The 12,511-nt window shown below is 72.3% G+C and carries 9 protein-coding genes; 3 read left to right on the top strand and 6 right to left on the bottom strand.

Annotated features, from left to right (window positions below):
* Nucleotides 1-26 precede the first annotated feature (26 nt).
* Entirely contained in the window at nt 27-1,364 is a 1,338-nt protein-coding gene (locus ABZ635_RS18075) for a replication-associated recombination protein A (RefSeq protein WP_357766179.1), read from the bottom strand.
* A gap of 98 nt (nt 1,365-1,462) precedes the next feature.
* On the bottom strand, nt 1,463-3,511 hold the full coding sequence (locus ABZ635_RS18070) for a SpoIIE family protein phosphatase (RefSeq protein ID WP_357766177.1): 2,049 nt from the start codon (nt 3,509-3,511) through the stop codon (nt 1,463-1,465).
* 578 nt (nt 3,512-4,089) lie between these two features.
* Here ABZ635_RS18070 and ABZ635_RS18065 point away from each other — a divergent pair.
* Nucleotides 4,090-4,230, top strand: coding sequence for a hypothetical protein (locus tag ABZ635_RS18065; RefSeq protein WP_357766174.1), 141 nt, complete (start codon nt 4,090-4,092; stop codon nt 4,228-4,230).
* 60 nt (nt 4,231-4,290) lie between these two features.
* Here ABZ635_RS18065 and ABZ635_RS18060 read toward each other — a convergent pair whose 3' ends face one another.
* From ABZ635_RS18060 to ABZ635_RS18050, 3 genes are all read right to left on the bottom strand, one after another.
* Nucleotides 4,291-5,934, bottom strand: coding sequence for an ABC-F family ATP-binding cassette domain-containing protein (locus tag ABZ635_RS18060; RefSeq protein WP_357766271.1), 1,644 nt, complete (start codon nt 5,932-5,934; stop codon nt 4,291-4,293).
* Nucleotides 5,935-6,266: 332 nt separating this feature from the next.
* Complete coding sequence (aspS, locus tag ABZ635_RS18055) at nt 6,267-8,033, bottom strand: aspartate--tRNA ligase (RefSeq protein ID WP_357766171.1); 1,767 nt, start codon at nt 8,031-8,033, stop codon at nt 6,267-6,269.
* Nucleotides 8,034-8,185: 152 nt separating this feature from the next.
* Nucleotides 8,186-8,863, bottom strand: a complete 678-nt coding sequence (locus ABZ635_RS18050; RefSeq protein ID WP_357766169.1) for an MBL fold metallo-hydrolase — start codon at nt 8,861-8,863, stop codon at nt 8,186-8,188.
* A gap of 460 nt (nt 8,864-9,323) precedes the next feature.
* On the opposite strand from ABZ635_RS18050, the gene ABZ635_RS18045 reads away from it, so the two are divergent.
* Both ABZ635_RS18045 and ABZ635_RS18040 read left to right on the top strand, forming a co-directional pair.
* On the top strand, nt 9,324-10,556 hold the full coding sequence (locus ABZ635_RS18045) for a DUF349 domain-containing protein (protein WP_357766166.1): 1,233 nt from the start codon (nt 9,324-9,326) through the stop codon (nt 10,554-10,556).
* A 128-nt stretch (nt 10,557-10,684) separates the two neighbouring features.
* Nucleotides 10,685-11,584 carry a hypothetical protein gene (locus ABZ635_RS18040; protein WP_357766163.1) on the top strand — a complete coding sequence of 300 codons (900 nt, stop codon included), beginning with the start codon at nt 10,685-10,687 and terminating at the stop codon, nt 11,582-11,584.
* Between the two features lie 54 nt (nt 11,585-11,638).
* On the opposite strand, the gene ABZ635_RS18035 is transcribed toward ABZ635_RS18040, so the two are convergent.
* On the bottom strand, nt 11,639-12,298 hold the full coding sequence (locus ABZ635_RS18035; protein WP_357766160.1) for a hypothetical protein: 660 nt from the start codon (nt 12,296-12,298) through the stop codon (nt 11,639-11,641).
* Between the last annotated feature and the right edge of the window lie 213 nt (nt 12,299-12,511).

Below are 12,511 nucleotides of genomic sequence, written 5' to 3'. Positions count from 1 at the left end.
GCCGGGCCGCGCCGCGGGGACCGCGGTCAGCCCCCGCTCTTGAGGACACTCCTGATCCGCTGGAGGACCTCGGTGAACCGCCGCTCCGCCCCGTGTTGGGTGGGCCGGTAGTACTCGCGTTCGGTGAGCCCTTCGGGGGCGTGCTGCTGCGGGGCCACGCCGCCGGGGTGGTCGTGGGCGTAGCGGTACCCCTTGCCGTGTCCGAGGTCGGCGGCGCCCTTGTAGTGGGCGTCGCGCAGGTGGGACGGGACCGGTCCGGCACGGCCGGCGCGGACGTCGGACAGGGCCTCGTCGATGGCGGTGATCACCGCGTTGGACTTGGGGGCGAGGCTGATGTGGATGACCGCCTGGGCGAGGTTGATCCGGGCTTCGGGAAGCCCGATGAGCTCCACCGCCTGGGCCGCGGCCACGGCGGTCTGGAGGGCGGTGGGGTCGGCCATGCCGACGTCCTCGCTGGCGTGCACGACCAGGCGGCGGGCGATGAAGCGCGGGTCCTCACCGGCCTCGACCATGCGCGCCAGGTAGTGCAGCGCCGCGTCGGGGTCGGAGCCGCGCATGCTCTTGATGAAGGCGCTGATCACGTCGTAGTGCTGGTCGCCGGAGCGGTCGTAGCGCACGGCGTGCCGGTCGACGGCCCTTTCGACGTGCTCGGCGGTGATCTCCACCGGGCCCTCGGCGGAGGGCGGCCCCGCGACGAGGGCGCCCGCCTCCAGGTAGGTGAGGGAGCGCCGACCGTCTCCCCCGGCCAACCGGACCAGGTGCTCGGCCCCCTCCTCGCTGAGGGTGTACCTGCCGTCCAGGCCGCGCTCCTCGGCCAGGGCCCGGTCGACCAGGGCCCGCACGTCGGAGTCGTCCAGGGACTCCAGGGAGAGCAGCAGGGACCGGGAGAGCAGCGGACTGACGACGGAGAAGAAGGGGTTCTCGGTGGTGGCTCCGATGAAGCTCACCCACCGGTTCTCCACGGCGGGCAGCAGCGCGTCCTGCTGGGTCTTGTTGAAGCGGTGCACCTCGTCCACGAACAGCAGGGTGCGGGTGCCGTTCATGCCCATGCGGCGCTTGGCCTCGTCCACGACCGCGCGCACGTCCCGCACTCCGGCGTTGACCGCCGAGAGCTCCACGAACCTGCGCCGCGTGACCCGGCTGACCACGGTCGCCAGGGTGGTCTTGCCGGTCCCCGGCGGGCCCCAAAGGAACACGGACATGGGCGCGTCGTCCTCGACCAGGCGGCGCAGCGGACTGCCCTCGCCCAGGAGGTGGCGCTGTCCCACGACCTCGTCGAGGGTGCGCGGCCGCATACGTACGGCCAGCGGCTCCTGTCCCTTGGCCGCCTCGGCCCCGGCATCGTCGAACAGTGTTTCGGACACGGTCCCAGAGTAGGCGACCCGCGGACGGGCGCGGCCGATGCTCGCGGTGGCGCCCGGGGGGGGGCGACCTCGGGTCCGGCCCCTGCGAACGGAGCGGCTCAGCCCTGCTGGACGGAGAGGTTCTCGGGGCTCTCGGCCTGTTCCGGCGGGGCGGAGGCGCGCGGGGTCATGCGGGTGATGAGCAGGGCGATGTCGTCACCACGGCCCGCCGGAGCCATCTCCGCCAGGACCTGGGCGGCGGCGTTGGGGTCCTCCCCGTGCTCGGCGAGCGCCTCCCCCACCTGGGACAGGCCGTCCTGCATGGTGACCTCGGAGCTCTCCACGAGCCCGTCGGAGCACAGCAGCAGGGTCGTGCCGGGCGCCAGGACGCGGGTGGTGACCGTGTACTCGGTGTCGGCGAGCACGCCCAGGGGCGGACCGGTCTCGGGAGACCAGAGCTCGTAGGCGCCGCGGGTGGCGAGCACGGCCGGGGGCTGGCCCGCCCACGCCGCCTGCATGACCCCGCTCCCCCGGTCCACCACGAGGTAGCCGCAGGTGGCGAAGACGATCTCGCCGGTCTCGGTGAGCAGGCGGTTGGTCTCGCCCAGGACGACGCCGGGGTCGGACTGGTTGCTGGCGTAGGCGCGGAAGGCCACGCGGATCTGGCCCATGGCCGCGGCCGCCTCCACGCCGTGGCCCTGGACGTCGCCGACCAGGAGTCCCACCTTGTTGTCGGGAAGCTCGATGACGTCGTAGAAGTCGCCGCAGATCCGCCACTCCGCACGCGAGGGCAGGTACTTGGTGGCGATGTCCATGTCGGGGAAGCTGGCCACCTGGCGGGGGAGCATCCGGCGCTGAACGGCGTCGGCGAGCTCCAGCTCCGCCTGCTGCGCCTTGATGCGCTGGAGCGCCTGTCCGGCCAGTCCGGCGAAGGTGAGCATGAGGGCGCGCTCGTCGCGGCTGGCGTGGTGGGGGCGGTCCCACACCATCTGCCAGGCGCCGAGGGCGATCTTGCCGTCGCCGAAGATCGGCACGGTGGCCCAGGCCTGCCCCTGGGCCGAGCGCATGAGGTCGATGGCGGCCGGGAAACGGCTGGCGATCTCGGCCCGGCTCTCGAAGAACCGGGGCTGGCGGTCCTGGATGACGGCGCCCATGGGGAAGTCGGTGTCGTCGGCGCGGCGGCCGTCTATGCGGTGGTTGTGTCCGCGCTTGCGGGCGCTGGGCGAGGTGCGCAGCAGCCCGTCCTCGACGTACAGCGCCAGGGCGTAGACACCGCCGAAGATCGGCAGGAACTCCTCGCTGAGCAGGTCCATCACCTTGTCGACGGTGGTGGCGGAGACGAGCTTGGAGGAGAGTTCGGTGACCAGGCGACCGTGTTCGGCCTCGGTGCGGCGGCGGTCGGCCAGACGGCGCACCAACTGGACGTGCTCGGTGACGTCGTCGATGATCCCGACCAGCCGGTCGGGCTGGCCGGGTACGAAGCGGGCCCGCACGTGCAGGGACCGTTCGTCGCCGAGGCGATCGAAGATGCGGAAGCGCTGTTCGTAGTCCCGCCCGGCGAAGGAGGAGGCCATCGCGTCGCGCACGCGCGCGTTGTCGTCGGGGTGGACGCGTTCGAGGATGCGCTCCAGGTCGCGGTCGTTCCCGGCCAGGAGCCCTCCCAGCGGGGTGGGACCGAAGAGTTCGCGCAGGCGCCCGTTGCTGAGGTCGAGGCTCCACAGGACGGAGTCGGAGTTGTCGGTGCGCAGGTCGCCGACCACCCGCAGATCGGTCTCCTCGGTGGAGAGCACGTGCAGGAGCACCACCACAGCGGGCGCGGAGGGGTCCTCGGGGACGGGAGCGTCGTCGACGGGGCGGAGTCTGATCTCGGCCAGGCGGGAGGCCTTGTCGTTCACGGCCAGTCGCAGCCGTGAACGGCGGTGCCAGCTGCCGGAGAGCGCGTCCTCGTGGGCACTGGCCCCGTGGTCGACGTCAGCGGCGTCCAGGAGTTCGAACCAGGCGCTCCCGGTGAGCTCGGCCTCCTCGCGGCCGAAGAGTTCGGTCAGCGCGCGGTTGGCGTGCTGGATCGCGCCGTCGGTCCCGGTGACCGCCATGGGCTCGGGCGCATGCCGGAACGCCTCCGCGAGAGCGTCCTCGGAGCCACCGCCTGAAGCGCGTTTTCCGTTCACGTATGACTCATCCTCATGTCGGCTCGGACGTCACACCCGCGTCAGGCGCGGTCACCCCTGGAACGTACCGATACGGCTCATTGTAGTGTCCGGAAACGGGACCGGCCCGGGCGGGAACCGAGGCGGGTTCACCGGCACCCATCTCCCGTCGACTGCGCCGCCTCGTCGGACGCGGACCCTCATGGTCCATCAACGTGGCGGGGGCACGGCCGGTTCCACTCCGGGGGGCCGAACCCTACCGGCCCCGGGGCGTGAATCGTTACGCTCGTGTGACTCGGTGGCGCACGAATGCACTCCGCTCCCAGCCGCCCCCGAAGGGGACGGGCCCCGTCGACGCTACGTGTTCTCTCCCGGACACGTGCGATCCTCGGCGTGGGAGGGTGATTCGCCCCCAACGGTAGGGGATGACGGGCGCGACCGCATCCGCGTGTCGTCCTCTTCCGTAGGACGGGCGGGGTTTTTGACCTGATAATCACCTGATTTCACTTTGTGGCCGGATGTGGCACGTTCAAAGCGGGGGCTTTACGGGCACCGAACAGGTCAGTCGAGAACTCGTCACCCCACCCCGAGGACTCACCATGCACCGAGAACGCGTCCGCGCCCTCACGGGAACGGCCCTCCACGACGCCATCTGCGACTGGACCTGTCGACTGTGCACCCACAGCAACCCCGAGGACGAGGACATCTGCTGCCAGCGCTGCGGCGCGTCCAAGCCCTGATGACCCAGGCCGGACGGGGCGGGCGCGGTCGGCCGCGCCCGCCCCCTCACACCCGCCCGCTCACCGCCCCTCCGGCCCGCCCCCGCCGAGGGCGAGCCGGTCCCAACCGGCCGTGTCACGCCGCAACCGACGGTCGTGGGTGGCCAGCACCACCGCGGCCCCGGTCGCGCCCAGCCCCTCGGTGAGCTCGTCCACCAACGGGATCGACAGGTGGTTGGTCGGCTCGTCGAGCAACAGAACATGGGGCCGTGACGCCAGGGCCAACGCCAGGTCGAGTCTGCGCCGCTGCCCCGTCGACAGCTCGCGCACGGACCTGCCCGCGTCGGCGGTCGAGAGCAGCCCCAGGGCGCTCAGGGAGACGGTCTCGCCCTCCCCGAGCACGCCCCGGCCGACGAGACGGCCCACGTGTTCGGCGAACACCTCGTGGGCCCGTCCCCTCGCCGGGGGCGCGGACTCCTGTTCCAGGAGCCGCACCCGGGCGGTCGACGCGGTCCGTACGAGGCCGTCGGTCGGTGCGGTCCGACCGGCCAGCACCGACAGCAGGGTCGACTTGCCCGCGCCATTGGGGCCGGTGACCACCAGCCTGGTCCCCGACTCCAGGGAGAGGGTGACCGGCCGGTCCAACCGCCCCTTCACACGGGCGCCCTCGGCCCGGACCAGGGTCAGCCCCGGGCGTACGGGCAGCTCCGGCAGGCGGAGGACGGTCGGAGGCGGCGGCATGGTGAGCGCGTGCGCCTCCAGGTCCTCGCGGCGACGGTGGACCGAGCGGACCAGGGCGGGCGCCCGTGTCGCCCGCTGGTGCTTGCCGGTGCCCTTGGCCGGGCGCCAACCGCCGACCAGCCGGTTCCGGGCCGCGGACAGGTCCTGGGCGAGCCGGACGTGCTCGGCGCGCTGGCGTTCGTACTCCTGCTCCCAGCGCTCCCGCTCGGCCCGCCGCCCCTCCAGGTACCCGGCCAGGCCTCCCCCGTACACACGGGGCGCCCCGTCCCGGCTCGGATCGAGGTCCAGCACGCTCGTGGCCACGTCCGACAACAACGCGCGGTCGTGGCTGACCAGCACCACTCCGCCCGGGTGGGCCCGCAGGCGCTCGGTGAGGAAGTCGAGCCCGGCGGCGTCCAGGTGGTTGGTGGGCTCGTCCAGAAGCAGGAAGTCGCGGGCGGCGCCGAGCAGGCAGGCGAGCCTGACCCGGTAGCGCTGCCCCACGGACAGCTCCGCCAAGGGCCGCGAGCGGTCGGTGACCGCGCCGAGGTGCTCCAGTGCGAGGTCGACACGGCGGTCGGCGTCCCAGGCGTCCAGGGCCTCGGCCGCCTCCAGCGCGGCGGCGTAGCGCTCGGCGGCGCGGGGGTCCCCGGACGCCATTCCGGCGGCGCCGGCGTCCAACCCGGCCAGGGCGGCGCGGGAGTCGGCCAGTTCGGCGTCGACCACGTCACCGACGGTGCGGCCGTCAGCCGAGGCCATCTCCTGGTCGGCCGCGCCGAACGTGCCGATCCGCCGCACGGTACCGGTGTCGGCGTCGAGCGCGCCGGTCAGTACGTGCAGCAGGGTCGACTTGCCCCGGCCGTTCTCACCGACCACCCCCCACCGGGAGCGCGGTGTGACGGTCAGGTCGACGCCGGACAGGACGGCGCGGCCGCCCCGGGCGAGGTGGATGCCCTCAGCGGTGAGCTGGGCCCGCTCTCCGGCGGGAGCCCCGGTCACGGGCAGGGGCGATGGATGGGTGGCGTTCACGGTTCCTCCGAACCGGGCTCCGCCCGGCCGGAACGCGCGCGTTCGACGGCGGGGTGCGGGGAGCTCGGCGAGCAGACGGGATGACCCGGAAGGGGTCAGGGCACACGTCCGGCACCCGCGGCCACTGGAGGGCTGGCGGGCGCCCCGGCTCGTCCTACAGGAAGTAGAGGTGACACATGCGTCGAGGCTAACCGTGGAGGGCGGGCCCGGTCCAGCCCATAACGACGAGGCGTCGGCCACCGGGTCACCCCGGTCACCGACGCCTCGTGTTCGGTCCGTCCGCCCCCGTGTCCGGGACCGGCCGACCGCTACTTCTTCTTCTCCTCGGGGAGCACCGTGCGGATGTGGACGTCACGCAGCTGCTGCTCGGAGACGACCGCGGGGGCGCCCATCATGAGGTCCTGGGCGTTCTGGTTCAACGGGAACGCGATGGTCTCACGGATGTTGGGCTCGTCCGCGAGAAGCATGACGATCCGGTCGACGCCCGGGGCGATGCCGCCGTGGGGCGGGGCGCCGAACTTCAGGGCCTTGAGCATGCCGCCGAACTCGGCCTCGACCGCGTCCTTGTCGTAACCGGCGATCGCGAAGGCCTTGTACATGATCTCGGGCGAGTGGTTCCGGATGGCGCCGGAGGACAGCTCCACACCGTTGCAGACGATGTCGTACTGCCAGGCGAGGATGTCCAGCGGGTCCTGGTTCTCCAGCGCCTCCATCCCGCCCTGGGGCATGGAGAAGGGGTTGTGGCTGAACTCGATGTGGCCGTCGTCGGAGCGCTCGAACATCGGGAAGTCCACGATCCAGCAGAACCGGTAGACCTTCTCCTCGGCCAGGCCGGCGCGGCGGCCGACCTCGACCCGGACCGGGGCCATGATCCGGTTGATCTCCGCCTCGTCCTCGCTGGCGCAGAAGAACAGGCCGTACCCGGGGTCGGCGTCCAGCGTCCGGAGCAGTTCGTCGGAGATCTCGGTGACGAACTTGGCGATGGGGCCGGTCAGCTCGCCGTTCTCCCCGACCTTGAGCCAGGCCAGGCCCTTGGCGCCCTGCTCGACGGCGTAGTCGCCGATCCCGTCGAAGAACTTGCGCGGCTTGTCGCCCACCTGGGGGACGGCCAGCGCACGGACCCTCTTGCCCGCGAAGGCGCGGAAGTCGGTCTTGTCGAAGAGCTCGGTGACGTCGAGCATCTTCATGGGCACGCGCAGGTCGGGCTTGTCGGTGCCGTACCACTCCAGGGCGTCGCGGTAGGCCACGCGCGGGAAGGGCGAGGTGATCTCCCAGTCCGTGGAGAACTCGCGGAAGACGTCGGTCATGACCTTCTCGATGACCTCGAAGACGTCCTCCTGCTCGACGAAGCTCATCTCGACGTCGAGCTGGTAGAACTCCCCGGGCGAGCGGTCGGCGCGGCTGTCCTCGTCGCGGAAGCACGGCGCGATCTGGAAGTAGCGGTCGAATCCGGCGATCATCAGCAGCTGCTTGAACTGCTGGGGGGCCTGCGGGAGGGCGAAGAACTCACCCGGGTGCAGGCGGGAGGGCACCAGGAAGTCGCGGGCGCCCTCGGGGCTGGAGCTGGTGAGGATGGGGGTCTGGAACTCGTTGAAGCCCAGGTCCGTCATCGTCTGGCGGATGAAGGCCACCACCTGGGACCGCAGCATGACGTTGCGGTGCATGCGCTCGCGGCGCAGGTCCAGGAAGCGGTAGGTGAGACGGCGCTCCTCGGAGGTGTTGTCCTCGGGGAAGACCGTCAGCGGCAGCTCCTCGGTGGTGCCGAGGACCTCCACCTCCGACGCCTCGATCTCGATCTCGCCGGTGGGCAGGTTCGGGTTGACGTTCTCCGCGCTGCGGGCCGCCACCGTGCCCGTGACCTGGATGACCGACTCCTTGGAGATGCGGCTGAGCACCTCGAACACCGGGGACTCGGGGCGGGCCATGAGCTGCGTGACACCGTAGTGGTCGCGCAGGTCGACGAAGAGCAGGCCACCGAGATCCCGGCGGTTGTGCACCCAGCCAGAGAGGCGCACCTGCTGCCCGACGTGCTCCTTACGGAGCTGACCACACGAATGAGTCCTGTAACGATGCATGAGTTACCAAGTCCACTAACTACGCGGCTGAGCGAGGATGCCGGGAGGCCCGGGACCGGGTCCGGCGGGGGCGGGGCGTCGCCCCTTGAACAACTGGAATCCTACCGCCAACGGCACCGGCCGGTCCCCTGGACGGCGACGGCGGGCGGCGCCTAACCCGCGACCCCCCGCAGGTACGGGTTGGTGGCGCGCTCGCGCTCCACCGTGGTCGCGGGCCCGTGGCCGGGCAGGATCTGGGTGCGGTCGTCCCGGCCCAGGACGGAGCGGGCCAGGCTGGCGTTCATCGCATCGCCGTCGCCGCCGGGGAAGTCGGTGCGCCCGACGGAACCCGCGAAGACCAGGTCTCCGGCGAACATCACCTGGACCCCGTCGCCGGTGCGCGTCAGGTAGACGACCGACCCGGGCGTGTGACCGGGGGTGTGCTCGACGGTGAACTCCATGCCGCCGAGGGTGAGGGTCTGGCCGTCGGTCACCCCGGCCAGCAGCTCCGGCTCGGGGTGGGGTCCGGGGCCCAGGAGCATCTGGAGCTGCGCCGCGAATCCCGCGTCGACCCCGGCGGCGGGTTCGGTGAGCAGGCCGCGGTCGGCCTCGTGCAGGTGGACCGGGACGTCGTGCAGCCCGCAGAGCTCGGCCGCCGACCAGACGTGGTCGAAGTGGCCGTGCGTGAGCAGGATCGCCGCGGGGGTGAGGTCGTGTTCGGCCAGGGCCTTGGCGACCTGCGGGGTGGCGCCCTGTCCAGGGTCGACGATGACGCACGCTCCGCCCGGGGCGGGTGCCAGCACGTAGCAGTTCGCGTTGAGGGGCCCGGTGGGAAGCGCGGCGATGAGCACGGGGGCGGTCGTCCTGTCTGGTGGCCTCTGGTGGTCCGGGAACCCTCCGACCTCGGCCGGAGCACGGGTTCCCCAGGCGCAGAGCCTACCGAGCCCGCTCGGGGCGGGCGAACCGGCGGGGGCGCGCCGGTACGCGTTTGATCACCATTCGATCACCGCGCGCGCCCCGGCTCTTTGCCTGGGCGCGCCGGAGTGCCATATTGGTCAGCGTCGTCGTGTTGATCGAGGCCCTCGACCTGCGCCTCCTCTTCCGAGGCGGGTGACGGGCCCGGCCGACGGCACGGCGGCGGGAGCAGGACTCCCGGACCGCGCGGATCTGAGACACGGCGCGTCGTTGTCCGCCGAAACGTATGGATATCGTGCTGGTGCACGGTGGTTCCCATCACGAACAGGCGCGGTACCGCCGCGACGACCCGAACCCGACCCCGACCGGACGGGTTCACGACAGCAGGAGGACACGGTGACCACGGACCCTTGGGGCCGCGTAGACGATGACGGCACGGTCTACGTGCGCACAGGCGAAGGCGAACGGGTCGTCGGATCGTGGCAGGCGGGCGCCCCGGAGGAGGCCCTGGCCTTCTTCCGGCGCAAGTACGACTCTCTGGTCACCGAGGTGGAGCTGCTGGAGAAGCGCCTCCGCAGCACCGACCTGTCCGCCGCCGCCGCGATGACCGCCATCGAGAAGCTGCGCTCCGCGATCACGGACGCGAACGCCGTCGGTGACCTGGAATCGCTGATCGGCCGCCTGGACGCGCTGTCCGGGCGCGCCGAGGAGCGCAAGGTCGAGCAGAAGCAGGCGCAGGAGGAGGCCCGGGGGCAGGCTCGCGAGGTCAAGGAGCGCATCGTCGCCGAGGCCGAGCGGGTCGCGGCCGAGACCACGCACTGGAAGTCCGGCGGCGAGCGCATGCTCCAGCTCATCGAGGAGTGGAAGAAGGCCCCCCGGGCCGACCGCCCCACCGAGCAGGCCCTGTGGAAGCGCATGTCGGCCGCGCGCAACTCCTTCTCCAAGCGGCGCAAGGCCTACTTCGCCAACCTGGACCAGCAGCGGGAGGGTGTGCGCGCCGACAAGGAGCGCATCGTCGCCGAGGCCGAGGCCCTGTCGAACTCCACGGACTGGGGGCCCACGGCCCGCGCCTACCGGGACCTGATGCAGCGGTGGAAGGCCACCGGTCGCGCCGACCGGGCCAGCGAGGACAAGCTGTGGACGCGTTTCAAGGCCGCGCAGGACACGTTCTTCGACGCCCGGAACGCGACCTTCGCCGAGCGTGACGCGGAGCTGCGGGTGAACGCGGACGCCAAGGAGCGCATCCTGGCGGAGGCCCGGGCCGAGATCCCCGGTATCACCGACCCGCGTCGCGCCCGCGCCCGGCTGCGCGACTTCCAGGAGGCCTGGGAGGAGGCGGGCGACCTGCCGCGCGACGTGCGCGACCAGCTGGAGGGCGCCTTCCGCCAGATCGAGGACGGCGTGCGCCGCGCCGAGGACGCCGAGTGGGAGCGCACCAACCCGGAGGCCCGGGCCCGCGCGAAGGACACGGTGGACCAGTTGTCGGCGGCCATCGCCGGTCTGGAGGCCAAGCTGGAGAAGGCCCGGGCCAACGACGACGCCCGTCGGGTCAAGGAGCACGAGGCCGCACTGGAGGCCCGCCGCTCCTGGCTGGCCGAGGCCGAGAAGGCGCTTGACGAGCTGAGCTGAGGTTTCTCTCGTTCCACGGGGGTCGTGTCCTTCGGGACACGGCCCTTTCGTGTGGCCGCGTCCGGATTTTCTCTCCTCGATTCGCGCCGTTTTGGACTTTCACCACCCGAGTTGACCACAATGTGTGTATGGATGATTACGTAGAGAAGTCACGACGGCGTGGCGGCGCACGGCGCGGTTCCACCGGCAAGGGCGCGTGGTGCGCGCTGGGGGCCGCGACGGTGGTGGCGGTGCCCCTCGCCTGGGGCGCGGGTACGGCCGTGGCCGCCGACGGGGCCGCCGCCTCCCAGGAGACCGGCCTGATCGCCGCCGAGGGGACCGTCACGGAGCACGCGCGGGAGGCGTCGCCTCCGACCGGGGTGTCGGCACCGGCCGGGCCCCAGGTCGGCCCCGAGGCCGACGACGGCTACGGCTACGAACCGTCCGACGGGGGAGGAAGCCAGGACGCGGCCTCGGCGGCCACCGGGGGGTACCACGGGTACGGGGGGTACGGCGGGTACACGGAGGAGGGCGTCCTCCCGGAGACCGTAGAGGACTCCCTTCCGGGCGAGGCGGGGCCCGTCCACGAGGAACCGCATCCCCTCCCCGAGCCCGGGGGCGTCACACCCCCGCACGAGGAGGACCCCCTCCCCGATGAGGGGCCGGTGCCGGGCGGGGCGGAGCTTCCCGAGGAGGCCACCGCCCCGCAGGAGGAACACCTTCCCCTGCCCGAACCCGCTGGGGTCACACCCCCGCGCCCGGACGGGGCGGACAGCGCTCCGGACGAGGACGGGTCCGACACGCCACCCGCCCCCGTCGGCCAGACGCCCGCGCCCGGCGCGCCGGAGCCGCCGAGCCCGCCGCCCAGCGGAGGCGACGGCGCACCGGTCAAGGAGACGGCACAGGGCCACTCGGCACGGCCCTCCCAGCCGGAACTGGCCGTCACCGGCATGGTGGCGGCCGTCCCGGCTCTCGCCGGTCTGGCGTCCGTCTCGGCCGGGGCCATGGCCCTGTTCCTGGGGCGGCGCCGCCGGAGCGAACGCGACTGACCGAAAGCGCGGAGCGGGGCCGGGGTCGTCTCCCCGGCCCCGCTCCGGCACGGATCACCTTCGCGAGTCCAGGTGGTAGACGGGCGCGCGGCCGGGAAAGGTGCGCAGGTTGGGCACCGACCCCGGGCTGTGGTTGCTCTGCGCCTCCGGCTCCGGCCGGGGCCCCCGCGTGCCCCGGTAGCGCAGGTAGCCGCCCACGGCGATCGCGACCGCGGCGATCGCGAGCAGCGCCGCCACCACCCAGACCACCGGCAGCACGCGCTGGACCTGGTGGACGGCGGAGGCGCAGGAGGCGGGGGCCGCGTCGGCGGCCGGTCTCAGGCACACGGTGGCGACCGGCCGCGCGGCACCCTCCGGTACCTCGCTGAGCTCGCCGACCACGGTGATGACGGCACGCTCCCCCGGTTCCAGGGGCCGTTCCCATTCGGCCCGCCCCCGCTCCACACCCTCGGGGGCGCCGGAGACGTAGCGCATGGACGCGGGCAGGAACTGCTCCACTCGCGCGTCCGGCAGCGCCTCGCGTCCGGAGTTGCGCACCCTGATGGTGTACTCCACGCGGTCTCCCGGACGCAGGCGCTCCTCCGAACGCTCCTGGACGGTGACGTGCAGGCTCTCGGCGCCGGGAACCGGCCCCTCGTCCGCCTCGACAGGCTGACCGGGCAGCCAGACCAACGCCGCCAGCCCCAACGCCGACACCGCAGCTGTCACGGCCATGGTGTTCCCCTTCCGCACGGCGGTACGAATAGTGACTTTCTGAGCACAATTAATAACACAGAGTAGTCAAACGGGGCGTAAGGCGTGCGGAGGTGACATGGACAGCACCGAGGGCGGGCGTCGGAGCAGAAGGGGAACGGGACGATCGGGTACGCGCCCCACCTCGCGGCGAGCACGTCCACCATCAACAGGCCCCGGCCACGTTCGGCGGTC

The sequence above is a fragment of the Nocardiopsis sp. NPDC007018 genome (assembly GCF_040635075.1).
Taxonomy (GTDB): Bacteria; Actinomycetota; Actinomycetes; order Streptosporangiales; family Streptosporangiaceae; genus Nocardiopsis.
The sequence above is the reverse complement of the archived record's forward strand: the minus strand, read 5'-3'. Positions and strand labels throughout refer to the sequence as shown.